Here is a 25,346-nt window from a genome sequence, read left to right on the forward strand (position 1 = left end):
ACGCCCCATGCCCAGCAATCTGTTCGCGGGTCCGCACCTGTGGATTCTCCTGATCGTGATCCTGCTGCTGTTCGGCGCGGCCAAGCTCCCGGCGCTCGCCAAGAGCATGGGACAGTCCGCCCGCATCTTCAAGGGTGAGATGAAGGCGATGAAGGACGACGACAAGACCGCCGATGCGGCCGCCGGCACCGCCGCATCCGTCGCCCCGGCGCCCGCCGCCGAGCCCGCACCGCTGCAGACGCCCCCGACGGACACGACCGCCGGCCCCGCCGGCACGGCGGACACCCGGTCCTGACACCCCGTGTCCACAGCCGCTCGTCCTCGGGTCGGGGCGGACGACGTCCCGCGCAATGACAAGCGGATGTCGCTGGGGCAGCACCTGGTGGAGCTGCGCCGCCGCTTCGTGATCGCCGCCATCGCGCTCGTCGTCGGCATGGTGATCGCGTTCTTCCTCACCGACTGGATCATCTGGGCGATGACCGAGCCCATCCGCATCGTCGCGGAGCGACGCGGGGAGGACCCCGCCGCGATCGTCCGGCTCATGTACTCCACCATCACCGGCCCGTTCGACATGCGGCTGCGGATCTCCTTCGTCGTCGGCATCATCCTCTCGGCGCCGGTGTGGATCTGGCAGCTGTGGGCGTTCCTCATGCCGGGACTCACCCGCAAGGAGATCCGCTACACCGTCGGCTTCGTCTGCGCCGCCGTGCCGCTCTTCTTCGCCGGATGCTTCGTGGGCTGGCTGATCATGCCGCACATCGTAGAGATCATGGCGTCGTTCTCGGCGGAGGGTGCGGCGAACATGTACGAGGCGAAGTACTACTACGACTTCGTGTTCAAGCTCATCGTCGTCGTCGGCGTCTCGTTCGTGCTGCCGGTGTTCCTCGTCGCGCTGAACCTCGCCGGGATCATGACCGGCAAGGCGATCCTCAAGGGCTGGCGCGTCGCGATCCTCATCACGGTGGTGTTCGCCGGCCTCGCGACCCCCGCCGCCGACATCGTCAGCATGCTGCTGCTGGCCGGCATCCTCATCGTGCTCTTCTTCGCCGCCGCGGGTCTGTCGATGCTGTTCGACCGGCGCCGCGCGAAACGTGACGCCGCCGCGGGACTCGCGCCCGCCGACGCGCCCACCCAGACACCCAAGGCCGGCGCGTGAGCGATCCCGCCGCGCGGTTCGCACAGGCCCAGCTGCGACAGGCGCACCCGCTGACGGCCGCGTTCGCGGACGCGCAGCGCTTCGACCTCGACCCGTTCCAGATCGCCGGCTGCCAGGCGCTGGAGGACGGTCGGAGTGTGCTCGTCGCGGCGCCCACCGGGGCCGGCAAGACCATCGTCGGCGAGTTCGCCGTGCACCTGGCGATGCTCCGCCCCGGCGACAAGGCGTTCTACACGACGCCCATGAAGGCGCTGTCGAACCAGAAGTTCCGGGAGCTCCAGCAGGTCTACGGCGAGAGCGAGGTGGGGCTCCTCACCGGCGACACCAACATCAACGGCAACGCGCGTGTGGTCGTGATGACCACCGAGGTCCTCCGCAACATGCTGTACGCGGACTCGCCCGCGCTGCAGGGCCTGCGCTACGTCGTGATGGACGAGGTGCACTACCTCGCCGACCGGTTCCGCGGCGCGGTGTGGGAAGAGGTCATCATCCACCTCCCGCAGGACGTGAGGCTGGTGTCGCTGTCGGCGACGGTCTCCAACGCCGAGGAGTTCGGCGACTGGCTCGACACCGTGCGCGGTGACACGGCCGTGATCGTCTCCGAGACCCGCCCGGTGCCGCTCGAGCAGCACGTGCTGGTGCGCGGTGACCTGCTGCCCCTGTTCGACGAGCGCGCCGGGATCGCCACGGCGCAGGTGAACCAGGAGCTCATGCGCATCCGCGGTGGCAGCGGCGCGCGCTACGAGAACAACCGTCAGGCGCAGCAGTACCGGTCCCAGGGGGGACGGGACGGCGGTGCCCGGCGACCGCAGCGCGGCGGGCGGCGGCCGGTGCGCAGTGCGAACATGCAGCGGATCGAGCGCATGGACCGGCCGCAGGTGGTCGAGCTGCTCGCGCGGGCGAACCTGCTGCCGGCGATCTTCTTCATCTTCAGCCGCGCGGGCTGCGAGGGCGCCGTGCAGCAGGTGCGCCGCGCCGGCGTGCGGCTGACGGACCGTGAGGAGCGCGACGAGATCCGCCGCGTGGTCGACGAGCGCACCGGGACGCTCCCCGACGAGGACCTCGCCGTACTCGGCTTCTGGGAGTGGCGCGAGAACCTGGAGCGGGGCATCGCCGCCCACCACGCGGGGCTGCTGCCGGCGTTCAAGGAGATCGTCGAGGAGCTGTTCCAGCGCAAGCTCGTGAAGGTCGTGTTCGCGACCGAGACGCTCGCGCTCGGCATCAACATGCCGGCCCGCACGGTCGTGCTCGAGAAGCTCGAGAAGTTCAACGGCGAGGCGCGGGTGGCGATCACGTCGGGGGAGTACACCCAGCTCACCGGGCGTGCCGGGCGGCGGGGCATCGACGTCGAAGGTCACGCCGTGATCCAGTGGACCGAGAGCCTCGACCCGCAGGCGGTCGCGTCGCTGGCCTCGCGCCGCACGTACCCGCTCAACTCCAGCTTCCGCCCGACGTACAACATGGCCGTCAACCTCATCGACCAGTTCGGGCGCGCCCGGGCGCGCGAGATCCTCGAGTCGTCGTTCGCGCAGTTCCAGGCCGACCGCGCCGTCGTGGGGCTGGCGCGCGAGGTGAAGGATGCCGAGGAGTCCCTCGCCGGCTACGCCGACTCCATGGCGTGCGACCGCGGCGACTTCGCCGAGTACGCCCGCATGCGGCGCGAGCTCACCGACCTCGAGCGCAAGAGCGATCGCTCCGCGCCGCCGAAGCTGCGCCAGCAGCGGCAGGAGCAGATCGAGTTTCTGCGCCGCCGCCTGAAGAGTCACCCCTGCCAGAGCTGTCCCGACCGGGAGAAGCATGCGCGCTGGGCGGAGCGGTATGCGAAGCTGCGGCGGCACACCGACAAGCTGCGTCAGCAGATCCAGACCCGCACCGGCACCGTGGCCCGCATCTTCGACCGTGTCGTCGATGTGCTCGCGGCCCTCGAGTACGTCGCCGTCGCGCCCGACGGCACGACGACGCTGACCCCGGCCGGCGCGACGATGAAGCGCATCTACGGCGAGCGCGACCTGCTGGTGGCCGAGTCGCTGCGCACCGGCATCTGGACGGAGCTCGACCCGGCGGGGCTCGCGGCTCTCGCGTGCTGCCTGGTCTACGAGCCGCGGCGCGACGAGGCCGGTCCCGGAGAGCACGGGCTGCCGCGGGGAGCGTTCCGTGCCGCGCTCAGCGAGACGCAGACGCTGTGGTCGCGGCTGGACGATCTGGAGCAGGATCACCGGCTGCCCGGGTCGGCGCCGGTCGCGACGGGACTCGCGCAGGCGATGCACTCCTGGGCACGGGGCGCGAGCCTGGACCGCGTGCTGCAGGAGGCCGACCTGGCCGCGGGCGATTTCGTCCGGTGGAGCAAGCAGACGATCGACCTGCTCGATCAACTCTCGATCGTCGCCGACCCGCCGGTCGCGGTGACCGCGCGCCGCGCGCTGGACGCGGTGCGCCGCGGCATCGTCGCCTACGGCTCGCTCTGACCCACCTGGGTTAGACTCGACGTCGTGCCCGTCCGCCCCCGACCGTTGCTGCCGCTGTGGGCCGCGGTACTCGCCGCCGCCGCGGGCGGTCTGCTGCTGACGGCGGCGTTCCCGGCATCCGGCCGGTGGCCGGTCGTGTTCGCCGCGGTGCCGCTGGCGCTCGTGAGCCTCATCGGCCGCCGCGCGTGGGCGGCGGTGCTCGTGGGCGCGGTGTTCGGGGCGGCGCTGTTCTTCCTGAATCTCTCCTTCACGGCGCGCTACCTCGGCCCGGTGCCGTGGATCGCCCTGTCGTCGCTGGAGACCGCGCTGACGGCGGTCATGGCGCTGCCGCTCGCCCTCGCCTACCGCTGGCTGCCGCGCCTCGCTCCGGGCACCGTGGGCCGGCTGGTGGCGCTCCCGGCGCTCGTGGCCGGACTGTGGGTCAGTCGCGAGGAACTGCTCGGCACGTTCCCCTACGGCGGATTCCCGTGGGCACGCCTGGCGGTCACGCAAGCGTCATCGCCGCTCGCCGACGTCGCGTCGTGGACCGGGATGAGCGGACTGTCCTTCCTCATCGTCTTCGCGTGCGCGTCTGCCGTCGAACTCGTGCGCACCGGCCGCCTGCGTGCCGTCTCGACGGCGTGGCGCGGCATCCTGCCCGTCGCCGCGACGCTGGTGCTGCTGCTCGCCCTCCCGCAGTTCCCGACGACGGATGCCGGGAGCATCCGCGTCGGTGCGGTGCAGGGGAACGGCCCAGCGGGCTACTTCGACGAACGCGAGCCCTACGATGTGCTGCGCTCGCAGCTGTCGGCGACGGAGCCGATCGAGGACGAGGATCTCGACGTGCTGCTGTGGCCGGAGGGGAGCGTGGACGCCGACCCCACGGCAAACGCCTCGGTGGCGCGGACGCTCGATGCGCTGTCGGCGCGGATCGACGCGCCGCTCCTGATCAGCGCGGTCACCCAGCGCGGGGAGCAGTACTTCAACTCGTCGCTGGTCTGGCAGGCCGGCGCCGACAACCCGACGCAGACGTACGACAAGCGGCATCCCGTGCCGTTCGGGGAATACGTCCCGGATCGCTGGTTCTTCTCCCTCCTCGCGCCCGACCTGATCGGTCTCATCCAGCGGGAGTACACGCCCGGCACCGCGGCGCCGTTCGTCGATGTCGACGGCGTCGGGGTGGGGCTCGCGATCTGCTTCGACGTCATCTACGACGACGTCATCCGCGACGGCGCCTTCGCCGGCGCGGAGGTCTACATGTTTCAGACCAACAACGCCGACTTCCGCGGTACGGATGAGAACCTGCAGCAGCTGGCGTTCGCGCGGATGCGGGCGATCGAGGCGGGGCGCGCCGTCGTGAACCTGTCCACCGTCGGGACGAGCCAGGTCATCGGCCCCGACGGCGTCACGGTCGACGCGCTGCCGGCAGACGAACCGGGGGCGATGGTCACCGACGTGCCGTTGCGGACGGGGCTCACGCCGGGAATGGTGGCGGGGGCCGCGATACAGAGTCTTCTGGGGTGGGGGAGCGTGGTCGCCCTCGCCGTGGTGGCGCTGCTCGTCCGGCGGCGCCGCAGGCACGCCGAAGACGCCGGCCTTCCCGTGGTGTGAATCAGGGGGGAGACCGGCGTCACGCGGTCGGTGCGACCGTCAGGCGCTGAGGCGGGCGTCGCCCTCGGCGCCTCGACGGGCGCGCAACAGGGCGAGGCGCTCTTCGAGCAGCTCCTCGAGTTCGGGGATCGTCCGGCGCTCCATCAGCATGTCCCAATGGGTGCGTGCGACCTTGTCGCCGGAGTGGTCGATCTCGACAACCGAGTCGCCGACTCGGCGGACGGCCTCGGCGCCGCAGGTGCGGCACTCCCAGGCCTCGGGCAGCTCGGCGTCGGCCGCGAAGGTCATAACGGTCTCGCGTCCGCACTGGGTGCAGACGTACGTGTGGTTGGCGCGCTCATGGAACACGACGCCTTCCTCGCTCTGTAGGCTGGAGGCGCCGAGTCGGATGCCGCGCAGGCTGCGATCTGCCATTGTGTGGTCCTCTCGTCGTCTCAGGTATAACGCGCGCGCCTGTGTGCATCATCCGAACGGATGCCGGCCGGGCGCCTTTCACAGCGGATGCTCAGGGCTTCTGGGCTGCGTGCGCGGTGTCAGCGGCGCGCCGCAACGGCGCGCAAGGCGAGGTCGGCGCGATCGCTCACGAGCCCGTCGACGCCGAGGTCGAGCAGGCGCGTCATCGCGGCCGGATCGTTGACGGTCCACACGTGCACCTCGACGCCGGCTGCGTGCGCGGCCCGCACCAGGCGGGGGGTGACGATGCGCAGCGCGCCGCGCCGCTCGGGCACCTGGACGGCGTCGATTCCGCGCAGTGCGCGCCGCACGAGGACACGCGAACCGGATGCCACGGCGCCCAGCATCCGCACGATCGTCGCCTGACCGGCCGAGGTGGCGGGGAGCCCTCCCGCACGCTGCGCGGCCTCCCACGCGGTGCGCCGCCGGCTGTCCGAGAAGCTCGTGACGAGCACCCGGTCGGCGTGCGGTGCGATGATGCGTCCGAGCGGCAGGGCGGCGGCGGCCACTTTCACGTCGAGGTTGAAGCGCAGCGTCGGAAACGCGTCGAGGGCGTCGGCGGCGGTGAGCAGGCCGCCGCGGTCGGCCATGATGCGCGACAGCTCGGCGTGGCGCACGTCGGCGACGGGCCGGGGGTCTCCAGTGATGCGGGTGAGATCGTCGTCGTGGAAGAGCACGACGACGCCGTCGGAGGTGACATGGCAGTCCGACTCGACGTAGGCGGCCCCGGCGCCGTGGGCGGCCGCGAAGGCGGCGAGGGTGTTCTCGACGACCCCGTCAGCGTCCGGCGGCACGAACCCGCGGTGGGCGAGGACGCGCGGCGCCGGGCTCGCCGAGAACCACGGGTGCGTCACGAGAGGCGGTCGGTCGCCTCGGACGCGATGTCGTCGGCAGCGGATGCCGCCTCGCGCGCGGCCGCCACGGCGGCGTTCGCCGCCTCGCTGAGAGTGCCCGACGGTGCGGACGTCGCCGCGGGCGCCGCGGGGGCGGCGTCGTCAGCGGCACCGGGGGTCGGCACCGGACCGGCGGGCGCGCGGCCGGCGAAGGCTTCGCCGATGCCCTGAAGAGCCTGGGTCAGTTCGCTGGGGACGATCCAGAGCTTGCTGGAAGGGCTCTCGGCGATCTTCGGGAGCGTCTGCAGGTACTGATAGGCCAGGAGCTTCTCGTCGGGCGCGCCGGCGTGGATCGCGTGGAAGACCATCTGGATGGCCTCCGCCTCACCCTGCGCGCGCAGCACCGCGGCCTGCTTGTCGCCCTCGGCGCCGAGGATCGCCGCCTGGCGCCGGCCCTCGGCCTCCAGGATCTGCGACTGCTTCGACCCCTCCGCCGTGAGGATGGCGGCGCGGCGGTCGCGCTCGGCGCGCATCTGCTTCTCCATGGAGTCCTGGATGGAGTGGGGCGGATCGATCGCCTTCAGCTCCACGCGCGAGACGCGCAGTCCCCACTTGCCGGTGGCCTCGTCGAGGACGACGCGCAGCTGGCCGTTGATGTTGTCGCGACTGGTGAGCGCCTCTTCGAGGTTGAGACCGCCGACGACGTTGCGGAGGGTCGTGGTCGTCAGCTGCTCGACGGCGCTCAGGTAGTTCGCGATCTCATAGGTCGCGGCCCGGGCATCCGTCACCTGGAAGTAGACGACGGTGTCAATTGAGACGACGAGGTTGTCCTCGGTGATCACCGGCTGCGGCGGGAACGAGACCACCTGCTCGCGCATGTCGACGAGGGGGCGCAGCCGGTCGATGAACGGCACCAGCAGGTTCAGGCCGGGGGAGAGGGTGCGCTGATAGCGCCCCAGACGCTCGACGACGCCCGAATAGGCCTGCGGAATGATGCGGATCGAGCGGAAGATCACCACGATCACGAAGATCGCGATGACGATGAGGAGAACGACCACGAAGATCTGTCCGACGAACGCTCCGACGTCGACCATCAGTCGGTGCTCCTTTCCGGGGTGACGGCTGCGGGCGCGACCTCGACGGTGGCGCCGCGGACGGCGGTGACGACGACGCGCGAGCCCGGCTCGGGCACGGCGACGGTGTCGGGAATTTCAGCGGTCCACTGCTCGCCGTTGTCGAGGCGCACGTAGCCACGGCCATCGACGAACGGCGAGGTGACGCGCGCGGCCATGCCGTAGAGCGCATCGACGTTGGTCGGATGCAGCCGCGATGAGCGGTGCAGGGCGCGCAGCAGCAGGGGACGGATGGTGAACAGCAGCAACGCCGACACGGCCGCGGCGGCGAGCACCTGCAGCCACCACTCACCACCGAGGAGGTTGACGCCGAGGCCGCCGATGAGCGCGCCCGCGGCGAGCATGAGGAAGGTGAACTCGAGTGTCAGCAGCTCGATGATGACGAACAGCAGCGCGAGCACGAGCCAGGCGATCCACATGTACTGCGTCAGATCCGGCAACATGGTGTGCTCCTTCGGCGCCCTCTTCGTGCACACTAACATTCCGTCGGCCGCACCGGCCCGTTGGTAGGGTCGGAGGGTCGCCGCGACTGTGCGGGCGACCCGATCCACCGCAGGAGACCGCTCATGACCCAGCCCATTCCCGCCGGAACTCTCACCGGAAGGACGGCGCTCGTCACCGGCTCCTCGCGCGGCATCGGCGCCGACACGGCGCGCTACCTGGCCGAGGGCGGGGCGAACGTCGTCATCAACTTCCGCAACAAGGCGCCGCGGGCCGAGAAGCTCGCCGCACAGCTGCGAGAGCTCGGCGTCGAGGTGCTCGTCGTCGGCGCCGACCTCACCGACGCGGCGTCGGTCGCCGCCATGATGGCGGCCGTCAAGGAGACGTTCGGGTCGCTCGACCTGCTCGTGCTGAACGCGTCGGGCGGTATGGAGAGCGGGATGGGCGAGGACTACGCGCTGGTCCTCAACCGCGACGCGCAGCTGAACGTGCTCGACGCCGCGCTTCCCCTTCTTCCGGACGGCGGGCGCGTCGTGTTCGTCACGAGCCACCAGGCGCACTTCATCCGCACGACCCCGACGATGCCGGAGTACGAGCCGGTCGCGCTGTCCAAGCGTGCCGGGGAGGACGCGCTGCGTGAGCGCATCCCGGCCCTCGCCGAGCAGGGGGTCGGCTTCGTCGTCGTCTCCGGCGACATGATCGAAGGCACCATCACCGCGACTCTGCTCGAGCGCGCCAACCCCGGCGCGATCGCCGGACGCCGGGAGTCGGCCGGCAAGCTCTACAACGTGTCGGAGTTCGCGGCGGAGGTCGCTCTCGCCGCCGTCGAGCCGATCCCGGCCGGCAACACGCGACTCGTCGGCGACGTGAGCTCGTTCGGCGGGGAGTGAGCCCCGGCATCCGTCATCTCAGCACAGCGCCCCGCGACCGGATCGGTCGCGGGGCGCTGTGCTGATGTCGGGATTACTTGCCGAACGAGAAGGCGCGGATGACGTTAACAACGCCCATCGCGATCAACATGATGCCGAGAAGCCACCATAGGACGATCGCACCCCAGAGGGGCGAGAACAGCAGGTAGATTCCGGCGATGATCGAGATGACCGCGAAGATGATCGTCCAGACCTTGGACGATGCATCCCCAAGTGTCGACAGGGAAACGATGCCCTCGACGATCCATGTGATGCCGATCATGATCGCCACGAAGACAGCGAGCAACGCGGTGGTTACCTGCCAGTTAGAAAACGCGACGATGCCAGCAACGATGAAGAGCAGTCCGAGAACGATGTGGCCGATGCGTGACCATCCACCCTTCTCCGTGGAGAAAATCCCTAGGCCTGCGTACACGAGTCCAGCAGCGATTGCATAGATGGCGAGGATGCCAGTCACAACCGCAGCAGTCTGCCCGGGCCACACAAGGATGAGGATTCCAGCGATGAGGGTGAGGACGCCGGCAAGGCCGAGCGCGGTGCGGACGCCGTTGGTGGCGGACCGCTCGGTGGAAGATGCGGTTGTCATGATGTCGCCCTTTCTGGGAGATTCCTGTGCGGGAGTACATCCAGAGTAGCGCCGATGCGCTCGCGCCACGCGGATTGACGCGGGACGCGGGGGGAGTGGCCCGCCGCGGTCACCCGAGCAGGGTGACGATCAGCAGGAGGACCGGGACGCAGCCGACGGTGGTGAGGAAGACGGTGTCGCGGGCGATCGTCTCGCCGACGTCGAAGCGCTGTGCGTAGTTGAAGACGTTCTGCGCGGTCGGCAGCGCGGCGATCACCGTGACGATGAGGACATCGTGCGGCGAGAGGTGGAAGACGAACGCGGCGACGACCCAGGCGACGAGGGGCATGGCCGCGAGCTTGAGCACCGACGCGAGGAGGATGTCGCGGCGTCGCCCGGAGGGGCCGAGGATGCGCTGGCCGTGCAGCGAGATGCCGTAGCTGATCAGCAGCACGGGCACGCAGGCGTCGGCGATGAGCTGGAGCGGATCGAGGGCGATGGGCGGCAGGCGGATGCCGGAGAGGGAGACGAGGACGCCGAGCACGGAGCCGACGACGATCGGGTTGGTGACGGTGCGCCGAAGGATCGGAATCGCCCGGCGCTGTCCGCTCGTGACCGCCTCGAAGATCGCCATCGTGACCGGGGTGAACACAAGCAGCTGCAGCAGGATCACCGGGGCGGGGTACGCGGCGCTGCCGAGCAGGTAGAGCGAGAGGGGGATGCCGATGTTGTTGGAGTTGACCTGGCCCGCCGACAGCGTTCCGATGAGGGTCTCGGCGACGCCCCGGCGCCAGACGAAGCGGGCGACGACGGCGTAGACGATGAACACGGCGACGGCTGCGATCGCGGAGACGGGCAGGAGCGCGGAGAAGAGGGTGTGCACGTCGGCCTGCGCGAGCACGACGAAGAGCAGGAACGGCGAGAGGACGAAGAAGGTGAGGCGGCTGAGCACGTGCCGCGCGTGCGGACCCAGCAGATCGATGCGTCCGAGGATCCAGCCCAGTGCGATCGCGACGCCCACCACGACGAACCCGGTGAGCGTGTCCAGCATCCTTCGAGGCTATTGCGTTCGGCCCGGACGAGAACGGCGTGGGCAGGGCGACGAGGAGACCTATAGACAGGAACGATGAGGTCGTTCCGCTCTGTCTGTGCTCTGACCCCGCTTGTCGCGCTTGTTGCCGTCCTCGCCGGATGCGCGACCCCGATGGAGCGTTCGATGAGACCGAGTGGCGGACGCGTGTGGATGCCGCGACGCAGGAGCTCGCTGCGCTCGCCGCGGGGTCGAGCTCCGGCATCCGGGTCGAGTTGGAGAGCATGTCCACGGCGCTCGCCGAGACGGGCCGCGTCCCCGGTCAATCGATGGCCGGCACTGAGGCCGCACTCGGGCGCGTCACCGTCGCCTGCAACGCCAATCACACCCCGTTGGTGCTCTCGGCCGAGTTCGGAGGCTGAACTTCGGGGGACGAACTTCGGCGAGTGAACTGCGGCGAGTGAACTGCGGCGACGGAACTTCGGCCACCGCGTCGCGTATGCGCGGCGATGCGTTCCTGTGGCGCGGCGGGTCGTCGGTTCAGAAGGGTGCGTCGCCGGTGTATGCCGGCATGAAGGCGACGGGTGGTGCGGGGGCGTCTTCGCGGTAGATCCGTCCAGTGGGCGAGGTCCACTCCAGGACCCCACCCGACACTTGTCGGACTTTCCAGGGTGTGAACTGCTTCATCGAGTGATGTCGTTGGCAGAGGTGGGCGAGGTTCCAGAGGGCGGTGGGGCCGCCTTTGGCGGCGTCGATGGTGTGGTCGATTTCGCAGCGGATGGCGGCGCGTCGGCATCCGGGCCATCGGCAGTGCTGGTCGCGGGCTTGGAGGAAGCGGCGTTGGGGCCAGGGGGTGCGGTAGCGGTCGACGGCGAGGACGGTGCCGTCGACGGGGTCGGTGAGTATGCGCGCCCACGTAGGCGCGTTCGCGGCGAGGCAGCGTGCGGTGTCGGCGTCGATGGGGGAGCGTCCCACGAGGTCGGCGGGTCCGTCGTCGGTGCCGAGGAGGGTGAGCGCGGGGACGATGACCTGCACGTGCGCGCGGATGGTGCCGAGGGTTCCGGGGGCGTCGCCGGTCGCGGTGGGGTCCAGGGCGAGGGCGCCGGCCAGCAGAAGGTCCGCGAACACGTCGGCGCGGACCTCGTCGATCCCACGGCGGTCCCGCTCGACCGCGTCGACGCTGGTGTCGTCGCGGGTGTCGATGATGGTCTGTGCTTGCTGGGTGAGGCGGTCGAGAATGCCGTCGCCGATGACAGTCGGGACATCCGCGATGACCGTGGACATGCCGTCCCGTCCCGGGATGAGGCGGACTTTCCGGCCGGTCGCGGCCTCCCGGTGACGGTCGGTGAACGAGCGTTCCGCGGTGCGTTCGGCGAGGATCTCCAGCCCGGGGCGGACACGGTTCGGGGTGTCGTGCAGGCACCGTTCGATTGCTGCGGCTTCGTACTCGCCGCGCCGCTCCACGGGGACGACCGTTCCGGCGTCGACGATCGCGCGGACGTGTCCGCGGGTGATCCGGCCGGCCTCCCACGCCGCGAGGGCGGAGGGGTATCCCTCCACGATCAGGCGGGCCTCGCCGATCCGGGTCTGCATCGTCCGATCGGTGACCCGCGTGGCCCCGCCGAGCTCGGCCGCGATCGACCGGAGGGCCATGTCATGTACCCGTACCGTGTCGCGGGAGCCGGCGGCCTGCTTCTCCGCGAGCTGGCCCGCGCGCGCCAACGCCCGCATCTCGGCGACTTGCGCGGCCGTCAGCTGCGCCTGCACCGCCTCGACATCCGCGACGATCTCCGCGAGCACGGCGATGTCACCATCACTGCTCGGGACCGACGCGAACATCTCTTCCATACCTCCCATTGTGGTGAGGGCCTCCGACATCGACGGGGTGGATCGGAGGCGCCTGGTGGCGGCGGATGATCCTGACGAGATGCCGTCATTCCACGTTCTGCGACGCCGATGGGTAACGCTGATAATGCACATTATGTCAGCTCGTACAGCCACAACCCTCGTGGGCTGCACGTTGGCGGGCTCGCTCGTTTGCTGCTGTGGGGACCTCGAGGATGATCACGGATGCCGCCGACATCGCGCCACCGCGTGTCGATCCACAGCGGTACCGTGATGCCATGTGGTGGTTGCGCTGGAGGAACGTCATCACGATCGGGGTGCTGATCGTCGCGGTCGGGCTGTACGCGGCATCCGTCGTCTTAGGCGGGAGCGCCATCGCCTGGATCATCCTGCCGGCCGCGCTCCTCATTGTGCTCATCCTCCGTCTCGTGTTCGAGGGCCCGCGCCGCCCGGCCGGATCCGGTGAGCTCTATGCCTCGGATCCGTACTCCGACATCGAGCTGGGACGGCTGCGTCCGACGCATCCGTCCCGCGACGTGACGGAGTCGTCCCAGATCGCGGATCCGCCCCCGCGTGACCTCCTGGACCTCGCCGACGAGGACGAGAACCGGTGAGCGCGAACGGCTGAACGGCCCGCCGCGAGCGCCCGTCGGACGCGAGTAGCGTGGAGGGGTGCGCCTGACCAGATCCTCTCCCGGACCGAATTGGCAGGCATGGTTCATCTGGGGTGTCGGGGTCACGGCGTACATGCTCGCCGTCGTCAACCGCAGCTCGCTGTCGGCGGTCGGGATCGACACGGCGGAGCGGTTCGGGGCGGATGCCGCGACCCTGTCGATGTTCGCGGTGGTCCAGCTCGCGGTCTACGGCGGCATGCAGATCCCTGTCGGCCTGCTCCTCGACCGCTACGGCGCCCGCCCGGTCATGGCGATCGGCATGGTGCTGATGGCGCTCGGCCAGCTCACGCTCGCCTTCTCCCCCAGCGTCGGCGTCGCCATCTTCGCGCGCACGCTCCTCGGCGCCGGCGACGCGGCCGTCTTCCCGAGCGTGCTTCGCCTCATCGCCACCTGGTTCCCCACTCAGCGCGGTCCCCTCATGAGTCAGCTCACCGGCCTCGTCGGCCAGGCCGGCCAGCTGCTCGCGCTCGCGCCCCTCGCCGCGCTCCTCCACGCCACGAGCTGGGAGGTCGTCTTCGGCGGCATCGCGGGCCTGTGCATCCTCTTCGCGATCCTCGTCTACGCGTTCATCCGCAATCACCCGCCCGAGGTCGGTGCCGATGTCACCGTCGACACGAACACCGGAGCCATCCGGGTCGTGCGATCCTCGATGGACACCGGGGTCGGCATCCGCGCCGCCTGGGCGCACCCGGGCACCCGCCTCGCCTTCTGGTCGCACTTCACGACCCCCTTCGCCGGCACGGCGTTCGTGCTGCTGTGGGGCATGCCCTTCCTCACGGCGGGCGAGGGCCTGGCCAAAACGCAGGCCGCGGCGGTGCTGTCGACCTACGTCCTGATCAGCATGGTGCTCGGCCCCGTGATGGGCGACCTGTCGCGCCGCATCCCGCACCTGCGCTCACGCGCGCTCGTCCTGCCGGCGATCGCGACGCAGTTCGTCGTCTGGATAGCCGTCATCGCCTGGCCCGGCCCCGCGCCGCTGTGGCTGCTGTACGTGCTGGCGTTCGGGCTCGCGATGGGCGGCCCAGCGTCGATGATCGCCTTCGACCACGCGCGCACGCACAATCCGGCGCACCGGCTCAGCACGGCGACGGGCATCACCAACGTCGGCGGATTCCTCGCCGCCCTCATCGCGATCTTCGCGATCGGCCTCGCGCTCGACCTGCAGGGCGCGGGAACGCCCGACACCTACCGCCTCGATGCGTTCCGCATCGCCTTCCTCACGATGGTGCCGCTGTGGGTGCTCGGCTGGATCTTCATCGTGATCGAGCGCCGCAAGACGCGGGTGCTGCTCGGGATGGATCAGCCGCGGACGCCTCGCCGCGACCGCTGACCGAGTCTCAGACGGTGCCGTCGCCCGAGGTGCGCGATTCGGTGCGCGTCACGCGCTCCCCCACGGCGGGGTCGACCGTCCGCGTCACCTGCTCGGTGGAGCGGCGGCGGAACAGGAACACCAGGCCCAGCAGGAGCACGACCGCACCCGCGGCCATCATGATGTAGCCGATCATGTCGAGGTCAACGAATTGACTCGTATCGACGTTGATCGCGAACACGAGGATCGCTCCGATCACGATGAGGGCGATTCCAGCACCGATGCTCATGAGTGAGATTCCTTCCGGGTCGGGGTCCGAGGGTCACCCGACATCATGGTGTGCAGCGGGCCGCGCCGCCCACACCCTTGACAGGCGGATGCCGGGTGTGCTGGCGCTCAGCTCAGCTCAGCGCAGATCGGCTCAGCGCGGCGAGACCTCGATCCACTGGCCGCCGAACTTCGGCTCGCGACCATCGCCCGAAGAAGTGCCGGTGAGGCGGCGACGGAACCACGGCCCCAAGTGCTCGCGGAAGTACTCGCCGCGGGCGAGCCGCACGGCGTCCGGAAGCTCCGGCAGCGACCACCAGCCTTCCGGCACCTGCTCACCGAGGGCGTCGAGCACGCGCGCCGCGACGCGATGGTGGCCGCGCGCGTTCATGTGCAGCCGGTCTTCCGACCAGTAGGACGGGTCGGAGAGTTCGGCGTCGGGCCAGTTCAGGGCGCGCACGACGTCCTCCCGCTCCCCCATCCGCGCCACGACGGCCGCGGACATCAGGTCGCCGCGCCGCTGGATCACGCGGCTCAGCGGCAGCTGCGCCGAGGGGTTCGCGCCCGACAGCAGGATCAGCTGCACGCCCTCTTCGTCGCAGCGGCGCAGCACCTGGCTGAACGCGTCGGCGATGTGCGAGATCGACGTCCGGGGACGCAGCATGTCGTTGCCGCCGCCGTTGAACGACAGGTGGGTCGGCTTCAGGGCCAGCGCCGGCTCGAGCTGCTGCTCGACGATCGGCCACACGAGCTTGCCGCGGATCGCGAGGTTGGCGTACTGGATCGGCTCGCCGAGGGAGTCCGCCCAGCCGGCGGCCGTGAGGTCGGCCCAGCCCCGCACGACCCCGTCGGGAAGCTCATCGCCGACGCCCTCGGTGAACGAGTCGCCGATCGCGACGAAGCGTACGGATGCCATCCCCCCAGCCTATGACCGACGGCCCGACCGCCCGACCGTCCCGACACGGCTCAGCGATCGTCGAGGGCAGCACCGCGGTGTTCGGCGAGACCCCACGCGGCGGCCGCGGCGAGCACGAAGAAGGCGGCGAAGATCACGAACAGCAGCGGCGCACCGCCGGCGGCCAGCAGCGGCGGGACGCTCAGCGGGGCGACGATCGAGGCGATGCGCCCGACGCCGGCGGCCCAGCCCGCCCCCGTGCCGCGCAGCGACGTCGGGTAGGTCTCGGGCGTCACGGCGTACAGCGCGCCCCACGCGCCGAGATTGAAGAACGACAGGGCCATGCCCGTCGCGATGATCGCGCCCTCGCCGGATGCCGTACCGAACAGGACCGCGGCGATCGCCGAGCCGGCGAGGAACACCGAGAGCGTCGCGCGCCGTCCCCACACCTCGATGAGCCACGCCGCGACGGCGTAGCCGGGCAGTTGAGCGAGGGTGATGATGAGCGTGAACCCGAAGGACTTCACGAGGTCGTATCCCTGGGCGAACAGGATCGTCGGGATCCAGATGAAGGCCCCGTAGTACGCGAAGTTGACGCAGAACCACACCGTCCACAGCGCGGCCGTGCGCACCCGGAGCTCCGCGGACCACAGCCTCGCGAGACGCTGACGCGCCGACGTCGCTGCCGGTGCGGGCGCCGCCGGGAGGGCCGGAGCAGCCGGCGCTGTGCGGTGCCGACGGCTCTCACCCAGTGTCGGCGAGGACTCGAACCCCGCCACGACCTCGGACGCTTCGGCGTCACGACCCCGCTGCGCGAGCCACCGCGGCGACTCGGGCAGCCCCCACCGCACGATCAGGGCGTACAGGGCGGGGATCGCCCCCAGCGCGAACGCCCACCGCCACCCGTCGGCTGAGGCGGGGATCACGAAGAAGCCGATGAGTGCCGCCGCGGTCCACCCGATCGCCCAGAACGCCTCGAGGATCACGATGAGCCGCCCGCGCATGCGCGCCGGCGCCAGTTCGCTGACATAGGTGCTCGCCACCGGCAGCTCCGCGCCGAGCCCGAGACCGACCACGACACGCAGCGCGATGAGCGCCGCCACGCCGCCGGCGAGGGCGCTGGCGCCGGTGGCGAGGCCGTAGATGAGCAGGGTGAGGGCGAACACCGAGCGGCGTCCGAACCGGTCGGCCAAGAGGCCCCCGAGGCTCGCCCCGACCGCCATCCCGACGAAGCCCGCCGACGCGATCCACGACGCCTGCTCCCCCGTCAGCGACCACTGGGCGATGAGCGCCGTCAGCACGAACGAGACCAGCCCGACGTCCATCGCGTCCAGCGCCCATCCGAGCCCCGATCCGGTCAGCACCTTCAGGTGCCGACGCGTGAACGGGAGGGCGTCCAGGCGCGCGGCGACCGAGGCGTCCGGCGCGGTGGTAGCGGCATCCGTCATGCCTGAATGCTACTCAGGATGCCGCGAGCATATCCCGCACCATTGGCGCGACGCGCGTGCCGTACAGCTCGATCGACCGCAGCATCTTGCCGTGCGAGAGCGTGCCGTTGGCGTACTTCAGGTCGAACCGCTCGGCCCCGAGCGTCTTCACCGTCTGCGCGATCTTCCGCGCCACCGTCTCCGGCGATCCGGCGTAGATCGCGCCCTCGGGCCCGACGTCCTGCTGGAACTGCAGCCGGCTGTACGGCGGCCAGCCGCGCTCCGCGCCGATCGCGTTGCGGTTCGCTTCCATCGCGGGGTACAGCTCGTCCCACGCCTGGGCGTCGGTGTCGGCGACGTGTCCGGGTGAGTGCACGCCCACCGGCATCCGCTCGTGCCCGAAGGAGTCGAGTGAGCGGTGGTACAGGTCCACATACGGGCGGAACCGCGCCGCCGAGCCGCCGATGATCGCCAGCATGAGGCCGTAGCCGTATCGGGCCGTGCGCACAACGGACTCGGGTGATCCGCCGACACCAACCCACGCGGTGATGCCGTGCTCGGTCTTCGGGTACACGTCGGCGGCATCCAGCGACGCGCGGGTCGTGCCCTGCCAGGTGACCGGCTGCTCGCGCAGCAGCTGCGAGAACAGGTCGAGCTTCTCCTCGAACAGGACCTCGTAGTCGCGCAGGTCGTAGCCGAACAGCGGGAACGATTCGATGAACGACCCGCGCCCGAGGATCACCTCGGCGCGGCCGCGCGATATCGCGTCGAGCGTCGCGAACCGCTCGTACAGGCGCACGGGGTCGTCGCTGGAGAGCACTGTGACGGCCGTCCCGAGATGGATCCTCTCGGTGCGCGCCGCCGCTGCGGCCAGCACGATCTCGGGGCTGGACACCGCGAACTCGTGCCGGTGGTGCTCCCCCACCCCGAAGAAAGACAGCCCCACCTCGTCGGCCACGACCGCCTGATCGACGATGTCCCGGATGGTCTGCGCATCGCTGAGACGCTCGCCGTCCTCGCCGATCGTGATGTCGCCGAAGGTGTCGAGCCCGAGTTCTACTTCATGCATGTGAATGCAAACTCCGTACCATCCCCCGGCATTCCCGCCTCCGTCGTGTACATCGACGGGCGATCTCAGCCCTGCGCGAGCGCCATGCGCAGGGTGTCGAGTCCGACTCCGCCGAGGCGCAGCGCCCGCATGTGGAAGCGCTTGATGTCGAAGGCGTCGCCCTCGCGCTCGGCGGTCTCGTCGCGGATCTGCTCCCAGATCCGCTGGCCGACCTTGTACGACGGCGCCTGCCCCGGCCAGCCGAGGTAGCGGTTGACCTCGAACTGGATGAACTCGTCCGACATGTTGACGTTGCGCCGCATGAACTCCAGCGCGACGTCGGCGTCCCAGATGCCCTGTCCGTCGGGACGAGGCTTGCCGAGGTGCACGCCGATGTCGAGCACGACGCGCGCGGCGCGCATGCGCTGCCCGTCGAGCATGCCCAGCCGGTCGGCGGGGTCGTCGAGGTAGCCGAGCTGCTCCATGAGACGCTCGGCGTACAGCGCCCAACCCTCGGCGTGGCCGCTCGAGCCCGCCAGCAGCCGTCGCCACGAGTTCAGCTCGGCGCGGTTGTAGACCGCCTGCGCGATCTGCAGGTGGTGACCGGGAACGCCCTCGTGGTAGACGGTCGTCAGTTCACGCCAGGTGTCGAACGAGTCGACGCCCTCCGGCACCGACCACCACATCCGGCCCGGGCGCGAGAAGTCGTCGGTCGGGCCGGTGTAGTAGATGCCGCCCTCGTTGGTCGGGGCGATCAGACACTCCAGGCGCCGGATCGGCTCGGGGATGTCGAACTGTGTCTTCCCGAGTTCCGCGACGGCGCGGTCGCTCGTCGCCTGCATCCACTCCTGAAGCGCGACGGTGCCGTGGAGCTTGCGGCTCTCGTCGTTCTCGAGGAACGCCACAGCCTCTTCGACGGTCGCGCCCGGGAGGATCTCGTTCGCGATCGCCTCCTGCTCGGCGACCATGCGCGCGAGCTCCTCCAGGCCCCACTCGTAGGTCTCATCGAGGTCGATCTCGGCGCCGAGGAACACCCGCGAGTGCAGCTGATACAGCTCACGGCCCACGGCGTCGGTCTCGGATGCCGCAGGTGCGAGCTCGGTGCGCAGGAAGTCAGCGAGCTCGTCGTAGGCCACGCGCGCGGCGCCGGCGTGGTCGGCGAGCGTCTTCGCCAGCGAGGCCGGCAGGCCGCCCTCGGCGGGGGCCGCGTCGGCGGCGTACGTCGCGAAGAAGCCGTTGTCGGCGGTGTAGCGGGCGATCTGTCCGATCACCTCCGTCACCTGACGGCGCGCCGGGACGACACCGGTCGCGATGCCCTCCCGCAGCGTCTCGACGTACCCGCCGATCGCGGCGGGGACGGCGGCGAGACGGTCGGCGATGACCGACCAGTCCTCGATCGTGTCGGTCGGCATGAGGTCGAAGACGTTGCGCAGCTCCTGCGCGGGCGACGCGATGACGTTGACATCGCGCAGGTGCGCCCCGGCCTCGTGCAACGCGATCTCGAGCTCGAGGTCGCCGGAGAGGTCGGCCTTCGTGACGAGGTCGACGTCGTCGACGGGCTCCGCCTCGCGCAGGGAGGCCAGCGCGGAGGTCGCCGCCGCAAGGCGCGCGGCGCGTCCGGCGGGTGACAGGTCGTCGAGCCGGTGGTTGTGCTCGAACCGGCCGATGTAGGTGGCGAGGCCCGGTGAGAGCTCCGCGGACGTGTCGACCCACGCCTCGGCGATCTGGTCGATCGGCGTGGGGGTGCGCTGGGTGTCGGTCATCCTTCGAGCCTAATCCCGCGCGGGCTGACACTCGGTGTCACCGGCTCAGTGACCGGCGACATCCCAGTTCTCGCCGCGGCCGATCTGCACGTCCAGGGGAACCGACAGCTCGGCGGCGTCGCCCATCCGGTCGTGGACGATCTGCTCCACGGCATTCCACTCCCCCGGCGCGACCTCCACGACGAGCTCGTCGTGGATCTGCAGCAGGATGCGCGAGCGCAGCTCGCGTCGGCGCAGCTCGTCGTGGATGCGGAACAGCGCGATCTTCATGATGTCGGCGGCGCTGCCCTGGATCGGCGCGTTCAGCGCCGCGCGCTCCGCGTTCTCGCGCAGCACGCGGTTGGGGCTGGTGAGGTCGGGGAACGGCCGCCGCCGCCCGAAGATCGTCTCGGTGTACCCGTCGATGCGGGCCTGGGCCACCGAGGAGCGCAGATAGTCGCGCACGGCGCCGAACCGGGCGAAGTACTCGGTCATCAGGAGCTTCGCCTCGGCCTGTTCGATGCGCAGCTGCTTGGACAGGCCGAACGCGCTCAGACCGTAGACGAGACCGTAGCTCATCGCCTTGACCTTCGTCCGCATCGCCGGTGTGACGTCGGCCGGGTCGACGCCGAACACGCGGGCGCCGACGAAGCGGTGCAGGTCCTCGCCGGAGTTGAACGCCTCGATGAGTCCCGCGTCGCCGGACAGGTGCGCCATGATGCGCATCTCGATCTGCGAATAGTCGGCCGTCAGCAGCGTGTCGTACCCCTCGCCGACCTCGAAGGCGGCGCGGATGCGGCGGGACTCCTCGTTGCGGATGGGGATGTTCTGCAGGTTGGGGTCTGTGCTCGACAGTCGGCCGGTCTGACTGCCGGTCTGGACGTACGTGGTGTGGATGCGCCCGTCCGCGCCGATGGCGCGGTCGTTGCCGATCGCGGTGTCGAGGGATTCGATGATCTGACGGAGCTTCGTGGCTTCGCGGTGCTGCAGCAGCAGATCGAGGAAGGGGTGCGGGTTCGACTCCTGCAGGTCCGCGAGGACCGCGGCATCCGTCGAGTACCCCGTCTTCGTCTTGCGCGTTTTCGGCAGTTCGAGCTGTTCGAAGAGCACCTCCTGCAGCTGCTTGGGCGACCCGAGGTTCACCTCGCGACCGATCTCCGCATACGCCAGCTGCGCGACGGCGTCGGCGCGGGCGCCCAGCTCGGCGGAGAAACCCGACAGCTTCTCGTGCGAGACGGCGACGCCGGCCAGCTCCATGTCGGCGAGGGTGTCGAGGGTCGGCAGTTCGATGTCGCTGAGCACCGCGGCGACGGATGCCGGCAGCTCGCCCTGCATGGCCGCGGTCACCCGCAGGATGTACCAGGACAGCTGGCCCGGCGTAGCGCCCTCGGTCTCGGGGACGAGCTGGGTGGGATCGGCCTCGGGCAGCTTCTCATCCAGGTAGCGGTTGACGAGGTCGCCGAGGCTCTTGTCGGGAAAGCTCGGCCGCAGCAGCCAGCCGGCGAGGATCGGGTCGAAGACGAGCCCGCGCATTCGCACACCCGCCCGGCGGAGCGCCTTGACCTGCGGCTTCGCGTCGGCGAGGACCTTCGGGCTCTCGCCCTCGAGCCACGGGCGGAGCGCTGCGGCGGTCTCCTCGCTCCACCGCGACTCCACCGCGGCGTCGGCGGTCGCCAGGCCGATGCGCGCCGGCATCCCCCCGTCGATGGTGACGGTGACGGCCACCTCGGTCTCGCCGGTCGCGGCGAGCCACGCCTCGAGCCCCGCCGGGTCGAGCTCGGTGGGCACGGGGGCCGCCACGGCGGGGGCGGCGCTCGCGGCCGCCGTCTCGGCGTCGACGCCGACCGCGTCGAACACGCGCGGCAGCAGAGTGCGGAACTCGAGTCGGGCGAAGATGTCGCGCACCGCCTGCGCGTCGATCGGCTGCACGGCGAGGTCGGCGGGGCCGATGCCGAGATCCACGTCGCGCAGCAGCGCGTTCAGCGAGCGGTTGCGGCGCACGTCGTCGAGGTGCTCGCGCAGGTTCCCGCCGACCACGCCGGTGATCTTGTCGGCGTTGTCGAGCAGGGCGTCGAGGGAACCCCACTGCGTGATCCACTTGACGGCCGTCTTCTCGCCGACCTTCGGCACGCCCGGCAGGTTGTCGCTCGTCTCCCCCACCAGCGCGGCGATGTCGGGGTAGTTCGCGGGCGGCAGGCCGTACTTCTCCACCACGGCATCGGGCGTGTAGCGCTTGAGCTGCGACACGCCCTGCACGCTCGGGTACAGCAGCGTGACGTCATCGGTGACGAGCTGGATCGTGTCGCGGTCGCCGGAGCAGACGAGCACGTCGAACCCCTGCGCGGCGCCCTGCGTCGCGAGGGTCGCCAGGATGTCGTCGGCCTCGATGCCCTCCTGCGTCAGCACCGGGACGTTCATTGCAGCCAGGCACTCCTGCAGCAGCGGGATCTGTCCCTTGAACTCGGCGGGCGACTCCGACCGGTTCGCCTTGTACTCGGCGTACTGGTCGGTGCGGAACGAGTGTCGTGACGTGTCGAAGGCGACCGCGAGATGGGTCGGCTGCTCGGCTTTGACGAGGTTGACGAACATCGACAGGAACCCGTAGATGCCGTTGGTGTGCTGTCCGTCCTTCGTCGTGAAATTGTCGACGGGAAGGGCGAAGAAGGCGCGATAGGCCAGCGAATGGCCGTCCACGACGAGGAGGGTAGGCTTTGCGGAGTCCGTCACCCTGCAAGCCTAGACGCGGGCGCGGACACACCCCTCGAACCGAGCGCATCCCGAAGGTGGACGATGACCGCTGAGCACTCCCCCGCCGACGACGACGGCCTGGACTGGATCCGGCGACGCGGCATGGGCGCCCTCGCCGAGAAGATGGGCATCGAGTTCACCGAGTTCACGATCGAGCGGGCGGTGGCCACGATGCCCGTCGAGGGCAACACGCAGCCGGTGGGGCTGCTGCACGGCGGGGCGTACGTCGTGCTCGGCGAGTCGCTGGGATCGATGGCCGCGAACCTCCACGCCGGGCCGGAGCGCCTCGCCGTCGGCGTCGACATCAACGCGACGCACACCCGCTCCGCGACGAGCGGCATCGTGACCGGTGTCTGCACGCCGGTGCACCTCGGTCGCAGCATGACCGTGCACGAGATCGCCGTCACCGACGATCAGGGTCGCCGGTGCTCGACGATCCGCATCACGAACATGATCAAGGATCGCTGAGCGCGTCCTGCGGGCGGATGCCGCCGGTCAGGACTTCTTGGGCGAGAGCTGCTCGATGATCGCCTTGGCGACGTCCTGCATGGTCAGGCGCCGGTCCATCGACGCCTTCTGGATCCAGCGGAACGCCTCGGGCTCGGACAGGCCCATCTTCTCGTTCAGCAGGCCCTTGGCCCGGTCGACGAGCTTGCGCGTCTCGAAGCGCTCGACCATGTCGGCGACCTCGGCCTCGAGCGTGATGATCTGCTCGTAGCGGGCCAGGGCGATCTCGATCGCCGGCAGCAGGTCGTTCGGGGTGAAGGGCTTGACGACGTACGCGAGGGCGCCGGCTTCGCTCGCGCGCTCGACGAGCTCCTTCTGGCTGAACGCCGTCAGCAGCACGACGGGGGCGATGTGGTTCTTGCTGAGCTTCTCGGCCGCGCTGATGCCGTCCAGCACCGGCATCTTCACGTCCATGATGACGAGGTCCGGGCGCAGTTCGGTCGCCAGCGCCACGGCGGTCTCGCCGTCACCGGCCTCTCCCACCACGTCGAACCCGTTGTCGCGGAGGATCTCCACGATGTCGAGGCGGATCAGCGACTCGTCCTCGGCGACGACGACGCGTCGCGGGGCCGATGCCGTGGAGGATGCCGGGGCCGTGCTCTGTTCCTGCTCAGTCACCTTTAGATCCTACGGTATGGTCAATCCCGGACGCGCGAGCAACCCTCGCGCGGGCCGGTGTGGCGGAATGGCAGACGCGACCGACTCAAACTCGGTTGCCCGAAAGGGCGTGTGGGTTCGACTCCCACCACCGGCACGAGCGTGACGAAACGCCGAAGGGCGGATGCGGTGTCTCCCCCGGCATCCGCCCTTCGTCCGCTGCGACCGTTACTTCTCGGCCTGGTAGATCGGCGCCTTGCCGTGGACGGCGTCGCCGATCTTGTGCACGCGGATGTCGTTGGTCGACCCGATGATTCCGGGAGGCGAACCCGAGATCACGACGACCTTGTCGCCTTCCTTCGCGAGGCCCTGGCCGAGGAAGAACTCGTCGACCTGGATGAACATGAGGTCCGTGTGCGCGACGTGCTCGACGAGCGTCGACTGCACGCCCCACGTGAGCGCCATGCGGCGGCGGATCGCGGGGTCGACCGCGAACGCCATCATCGGGATGCCGGGGCGCAGGCGCGACATGCGACGCGCCGTGTCGCCCGACTCGGTGAAGATGCAGATGAACTTCGCCTCGACGAACTCGGCGACCTCGTTCGCGGCCAGCGTGATGATGCCGCCCTGCGTGCGCGGTTTGGCGCTGAAGGGACGGATCCGCTCCAGGCCGTGCTCCTCGGTCGACTCGATGATGCGAGCCATCGTCTGCACGGTGACGACCGGGTAGTCGCCGACGCTCGTCTCGCCGGAGAGCATGACGGCGTCCGCACCGTCGAGGACGGCGTTGGCGACGTCCGAGGCCTCGGCGCGCGTGGGCACCGGAGCGTGGGTCATCGACTCGAGCATCTGCGTCGCGACGATGACGGGCTTTGCCATGCGGCGGCACATCTCGACGGCGCGCTTCTGCACGACCGGCACGGCCTCCAGCGGCAGCTCGACCGCGAGGTCGCCGCGAGCGACCATGATGCCGTCGAAGGCATCGATGATCTCCTCGAGGTTGTCGACGGCCTGCGGCTTCTCGATCTTGGCGATGACGGGGACCTTGCGACCCTCCTCCGCCATGATCTCGTGCACGCGGGTGACATCGGCGGCGTCGCGCACGAACGACAGCGCGATGAGGTCGGCGCCGGCCTGCAGACCCCAGCGCAGGTCGGCCTCGTCCTTCTCGGAGAGAGCCGGGACGCTGACGGCGACGCCCGGAAGGTTGATGCCCTTGTTGTTGGAGACGGTGCCGGCGACGACGGTCTTCGTGGTGACGACGGGGCCGTCGACGCTCTCCACCTGCACGCGGACCTTGCCGTCGTCGATGAGGAGGAAGTCGCCCGGCTTCACGTCGCCGGCGAGGCCCTTGAAGGTCGTGCCGACGAGATCGCGGGTGCCGACGACGTCTTCCGTGGTGATGCGGAGGGTGTCGCCCACGGCGAGGTCGTGGGGTCCGTCGCTGAACTTGCCGAGGCGGATCTTTGGGCCCTGCAGGTCGACGAGGATGGCGACGGCGCGGCCCGCGTCGTCGGCGGCCTTGCGCACGTTCGCGAAGCGGACTTCGTGCTCGGCGTAGGAGCCGTGGCTCAGGTTCATTCGGGTGACGTCCACGCCCGCATCGATGATCGCGCGGATCATCTCATACGATTCGGTGGCCGGACCCAGGGTTGCGACGATCTTCGCGCGTCTCACTGAAGACTCTCCGGT

Annotated in this window: 24 protein-coding genes and 1 tRNA gene; 10 read left to right on the forward strand and 15 right to left on the reverse strand. The window is 70.0% G+C overall.

The annotated features are described in order from the left end of the window. Positions 1 to 7: 7 nt before the first annotated feature. The 4 genes from tatA (at position 8) to lnt (ending at position 5,211) form a co-directional block, all read left to right on the forward strand. On the forward strand, positions 8 to 295 hold the full coding sequence (tatA, locus tag ACPYN4_RS03745) for a Sec-independent protein translocase subunit TatA (protein ID WP_084202006.1): 288 nt from the start codon (positions 8 to 10) through the stop codon (positions 293 to 295). Between the two features lie 66 nt (positions 296 to 361). Next, positions 362 to 1,156 carry a twin-arginine translocase subunit TatC gene (tatC, locus tag ACPYN4_RS03750; protein WP_239282617.1) on the forward strand — a complete coding sequence of 265 codons (795 nt, stop codon included), beginning with the start codon at positions 362 to 364 and terminating at the stop codon, positions 1,154 to 1,156. After that, a complete protein-coding gene (locus ACPYN4_RS03755; RefSeq protein WP_239282619.1) occupies positions 1,153 to 3,621 on the forward strand; it encodes a DEAD/DEAH box helicase in 2,469 nt (822 codons plus the stop codon). The genes tatC and ACPYN4_RS03755 overlap by 4 nt, the downstream gene beginning before the upstream one ends. 24 nt (positions 3,622 to 3,645) lie before the next feature. Continuing rightward, on the forward strand, positions 3,646 to 5,211 hold the full coding sequence (gene lnt / locus ACPYN4_RS03760; RefSeq protein WP_239282621.1) for an apolipoprotein N-acyltransferase: 1,566 nt from the start codon (positions 3,646 to 3,648) through the stop codon (positions 5,209 to 5,211). Between the two features lie 39 nt (positions 5,212 to 5,250). Here lnt and ACPYN4_RS03765 read toward each other — a convergent pair whose 3' ends face one another. From ACPYN4_RS03765 to ACPYN4_RS03780, 4 genes are all read right to left on the reverse strand, one after another. Then, positions 5,251 to 5,625 carry an RNA polymerase-binding protein RbpA gene (locus ACPYN4_RS03765; RefSeq protein WP_239282623.1) on the reverse strand — a complete coding sequence of 125 codons (375 nt, stop codon included), beginning with the start codon at positions 5,623 to 5,625 and terminating at the stop codon, positions 5,251 to 5,253. Positions 5,626 to 5,744: 119 nt separating this feature from the next. Continuing rightward, a complete protein-coding gene (locus ACPYN4_RS03770; RefSeq protein WP_239282626.1) occupies positions 5,745 to 6,518 on the reverse strand; it encodes a glycerophosphodiester phosphodiesterase family protein in 774 nt (257 codons plus the stop codon). After that, positions 6,515 to 7,591 carry an SPFH domain-containing protein gene (locus tag ACPYN4_RS03775; protein ID WP_239282628.1) on the reverse strand — a complete coding sequence of 359 codons (1,077 nt, stop codon included), beginning with the start codon at positions 7,589 to 7,591 and terminating at the stop codon, positions 6,515 to 6,517. Before ACPYN4_RS03775 ends, ACPYN4_RS03770 begins: the two co-directional genes overlap by 4 nt. Then, positions 7,591 to 8,073: an NfeD family protein gene (locus ACPYN4_RS03780; protein ID WP_239282630.1), complete on the reverse strand. Its 483-nt coding sequence runs from the start codon at positions 8,071 to 8,073 to the stop codon at positions 7,591 to 7,593. The genes ACPYN4_RS03775 and ACPYN4_RS03780 overlap by 1 nt, the downstream gene beginning before the upstream one ends. Positions 8,074 to 8,196: 123 nt before the next feature. Between ACPYN4_RS03780 and ACPYN4_RS03785 the strand changes: the two genes are divergently transcribed. Continuing rightward, entirely contained in the window at positions 8,197 to 8,961 is a 765-nt protein-coding gene (locus ACPYN4_RS03785) for an SDR family oxidoreductase (protein WP_239282025.1), read from the forward strand. A gap of 73 nt (positions 8,962 to 9,034) precedes the next feature. Here the strand turns inward: ACPYN4_RS03785 and ACPYN4_RS03790 are convergent, their stop codons facing one another. Continuing rightward, positions 9,035 to 9,586, reverse strand: a complete 552-nt coding sequence (locus ACPYN4_RS03790) for an HdeD family acid-resistance protein (protein ID WP_239282026.1) — start codon at positions 9,584 to 9,586, stop codon at positions 9,035 to 9,037. Between the two features lie 109 nt (positions 9,587 to 9,695). Continuing rightward, on the reverse strand, positions 9,696 to 10,616 hold the full coding sequence (locus ACPYN4_RS03795; RefSeq protein ID WP_239282027.1) for an AEC family transporter: 921 nt from the start codon (positions 10,614 to 10,616) through the stop codon (positions 9,696 to 9,698). A gap of 140 nt (positions 10,617 to 10,756) precedes the next feature. Between ACPYN4_RS03795 and ACPYN4_RS03800 the strand changes: the two genes are divergently transcribed. Then, positions 10,757 to 11,017 (forward strand): hypothetical protein, encoded by a 261-nt coding sequence (locus ACPYN4_RS03800; protein WP_287269452.1) that lies wholly within the window; start codon positions 10,757 to 10,759, stop codon positions 11,015 to 11,017. 118 nt (positions 11,018 to 11,135) lie between these two features. Here the strand turns inward: ACPYN4_RS03800 and ACPYN4_RS03805 are convergent, their stop codons facing one another. Next, complete coding sequence (locus ACPYN4_RS03805) at positions 11,136 to 12,434, reverse strand: DUF222 domain-containing protein (protein ID WP_424445747.1); 1,299 nt, start codon at positions 12,432 to 12,434, stop codon at positions 11,136 to 11,138. Positions 12,435 to 12,718: 284 nt separating this feature from the next. On the opposite strand from ACPYN4_RS03805, the gene ACPYN4_RS03810 reads away from it, so the two are divergent. Both ACPYN4_RS03810 and ACPYN4_RS03815 read left to right on the forward strand, forming a co-directional pair. Continuing rightward, entirely contained in the window at positions 12,719 to 13,054 is a 336-nt protein-coding gene (locus ACPYN4_RS03810) for a hypothetical protein (RefSeq protein WP_424445640.1), read from the forward strand. A 133-nt stretch (positions 13,055 to 13,187) separates the two neighbouring features. Further along, the gene (locus tag ACPYN4_RS03815) at positions 13,188 to 14,444 is read left to right on the forward strand and encodes an MFS transporter (protein ID WP_239282050.1); all 1,257 of its coding nucleotides are present in this window, start codon (positions 13,188 to 13,190) and stop codon (positions 14,442 to 14,444) included. Positions 14,445 to 14,451: 7 nt separating this feature from the next. On the opposite strand, the gene ACPYN4_RS03820 is transcribed toward ACPYN4_RS03815, so the two are convergent. The 6 genes from ACPYN4_RS03820 to polA all read right to left on the reverse strand — a co-directional run bounded on the left by ACPYN4_RS03820 (position 14,452) and on the right by polA (position 22,529). Next, complete coding sequence (locus ACPYN4_RS03820) at positions 14,452 to 14,712, reverse strand: DUF6458 family protein (RefSeq protein ID WP_076690899.1); 261 nt, start codon at positions 14,710 to 14,712, stop codon at positions 14,452 to 14,454. 132 nt (positions 14,713 to 14,844) lie between these two features. Next, positions 14,845 to 15,606 carry an SGNH/GDSL hydrolase family protein gene (locus tag ACPYN4_RS03825; RefSeq protein ID WP_424445641.1) on the reverse strand — a complete coding sequence of 254 codons (762 nt, stop codon included), beginning with the start codon at positions 15,604 to 15,606 and terminating at the stop codon, positions 14,845 to 14,847. Between the two features lie 50 nt (positions 15,607 to 15,656). Next, the gene (locus tag ACPYN4_RS03830; RefSeq protein ID WP_287269441.1) at positions 15,657 to 17,033 is read right to left on the reverse strand and encodes an MFS transporter; all 1,377 of its coding nucleotides are present in this window, start codon (positions 17,031 to 17,033) and stop codon (positions 15,657 to 15,659) included. A 13-nt stretch (positions 17,034 to 17,046) separates the two neighbouring features. Beyond that, a complete protein-coding gene (locus ACPYN4_RS03835) occupies positions 17,047 to 18,081 on the reverse strand; it encodes an LLM class flavin-dependent oxidoreductase (RefSeq protein WP_287269438.1) in 1,035 nt (344 codons plus the stop codon). A gap of 65 nt (positions 18,082 to 18,146) precedes the next feature. Beyond that, the gene (locus ACPYN4_RS03840; RefSeq protein ID WP_424445643.1) at positions 18,147 to 19,823 is read right to left on the reverse strand and encodes a DUF885 domain-containing protein; all 1,677 of its coding nucleotides are present in this window, start codon (positions 19,821 to 19,823) and stop codon (positions 18,147 to 18,149) included. Positions 19,824 to 19,868: 45 nt separating this feature from the next. Beyond that, on the reverse strand, positions 19,869 to 22,529 hold the full coding sequence (gene polA / locus ACPYN4_RS03845) for a DNA polymerase I (protein ID WP_424445644.1): 2,661 nt from the start codon (positions 22,527 to 22,529) through the stop codon (positions 19,869 to 19,871). A gap of 63 nt (positions 22,530 to 22,592) precedes the next feature. Between polA and ACPYN4_RS03850 the strand changes: the two genes are divergently transcribed. Then, positions 22,593 to 23,018: a hotdog fold thioesterase gene (locus ACPYN4_RS03850; RefSeq protein ID WP_239282035.1), complete on the forward strand. Its 426-nt coding sequence runs from the start codon at positions 22,593 to 22,595 to the stop codon at positions 23,016 to 23,018. A gap of 27 nt (positions 23,019 to 23,045) precedes the next feature. Here ACPYN4_RS03850 and ACPYN4_RS03855 read toward each other — a convergent pair whose 3' ends face one another. Beyond that, positions 23,046 to 23,675: an ANTAR domain-containing response regulator gene (locus tag ACPYN4_RS03855; protein ID WP_287269429.1), complete on the reverse strand. Its 630-nt coding sequence runs from the start codon at positions 23,673 to 23,675 to the stop codon at positions 23,046 to 23,048. Positions 23,676 to 23,728: 53 nt separating this feature from the next. On the opposite strand from ACPYN4_RS03855, the gene ACPYN4_RS03860 reads away from it, so the two are divergent. Beyond that, a tRNA-Leu gene (locus ACPYN4_RS03860) sits at positions 23,729 to 23,811 on the forward strand. Between the two features lie 71 nt (positions 23,812 to 23,882). Here the strand turns inward: ACPYN4_RS03860 and pyk are convergent. Then, a complete protein-coding gene (pyk, locus tag ACPYN4_RS03865; protein ID WP_287269427.1) occupies positions 23,883 to 25,331 on the reverse strand; it encodes a pyruvate kinase in 1,449 nt (482 codons plus the stop codon). Positions 25,332 to 25,346 lie beyond the last annotated feature (15 nt).

Origin of the sequence: Microbacterium sp. CH-015 (assembly GCF_049707015.1) — a bacterium.
Taxonomy (GTDB): Bacteria; Actinomycetota; Actinomycetes; order Actinomycetales; family Microbacteriaceae; genus Microbacterium; species Microbacterium aurum.

Coding starts and splice junctions, on each gene's coding strand:
- tatA (WP_084202006.1), top strand. CDS start 8: ATGCCCAGCAATCTGTTCGCGGGTCCGCACCTGTGGATTCTCCTGATC.
- tatC (WP_239282617.1), top strand. CDS start 362: ATGTCGCTGGGGCAGCACCTGGTGGAGCTGCGCCGCCGCTTCGTGATC.
- ACPYN4_RS03765 (WP_239282623.1), bottom strand. CDS start 5,625: ATGGCAGATCGCAGCCTGCGCGGCATCCGACTCGGCGCCTCCAGCCTA.
- ACPYN4_RS03775 (WP_239282628.1), bottom strand. CDS start 7,591: ATGGTCGACGTCGGAGCGTTCGTCGGACAGATCTTCGTGGTCGTTCTC.
- ACPYN4_RS03780 (WP_239282630.1), bottom strand. CDS start 8,073: ATGTTGCCGGATCTGACGCAGTACATGTGGATCGCCTGGCTCGTGCTC.
- ACPYN4_RS03785 (WP_239282025.1), top strand. CDS start 8,197: ATGACCCAGCCCATTCCCGCCGGAACTCTCACCGGAAGGACGGCGCTC.
- ACPYN4_RS03790 (WP_239282026.1), bottom strand. CDS start 9,586: ATGACAACCGCATCTTCCACCGAGCGGTCCGCCACCAACGGCGTCCGC.
- ACPYN4_RS03795 (WP_239282027.1), bottom strand. CDS start 10,616: ATGCTGGACACGCTCACCGGGTTCGTCGTGGTGGGCGTCGCGATCGCA.
- ACPYN4_RS03800 (WP_287269452.1), top strand. CDS start 10,757: ATGCGCGACCCCGATGGAGCGTTCGATGAGACCGAGTGGCGGACGCGT.
- ACPYN4_RS03805 (WP_424445747.1), bottom strand. CDS start 12,434: ATGTTCGCGTCGGTCCCGAGCAGTGATGGTGACATCGCCGTGCTCGCG.
- ACPYN4_RS03810 (WP_424445640.1), top strand. CDS start 12,719: ATGTGGTGGTTGCGCTGGAGGAACGTCATCACGATCGGGGTGCTGATC.
- ACPYN4_RS03815 (WP_239282050.1), top strand. CDS start 13,188: ATGCTCGCCGTCGTCAACCGCAGCTCGCTGTCGGCGGTCGGGATCGAC.
- ACPYN4_RS03820 (WP_076690899.1), bottom strand. CDS start 14,712: ATGAGCATCGGTGCTGGAATCGCCCTCATCGTGATCGGAGCGATCCTC.
- ACPYN4_RS03825 (WP_424445641.1), bottom strand. CDS start 15,606: ATGGCATCCGTACGCTTCGTCGCGATCGGCGACTCGTTCACCGAGGGC.
- ACPYN4_RS03830 (WP_287269441.1), bottom strand. CDS start 17,033: ATGACGGATGCCGCTACCACCGCGCCGGACGCCTCGGTCGCCGCGCGC.
- ACPYN4_RS03835 (WP_287269438.1), bottom strand. CDS start 18,081: ATGCATGAAGTAGAACTCGGGCTCGACACCTTCGGCGACATCACGATC.
- ACPYN4_RS03840 (WP_424445643.1), bottom strand. CDS start 19,823: ATGACCGACACCCAGCGCACCCCCACGCCGATCGACCAGATCGCCGAG.
- ACPYN4_RS03850 (WP_239282035.1), top strand. CDS start 22,593: ATGACCGCTGAGCACTCCCCCGCCGACGACGACGGCCTGGACTGGATC.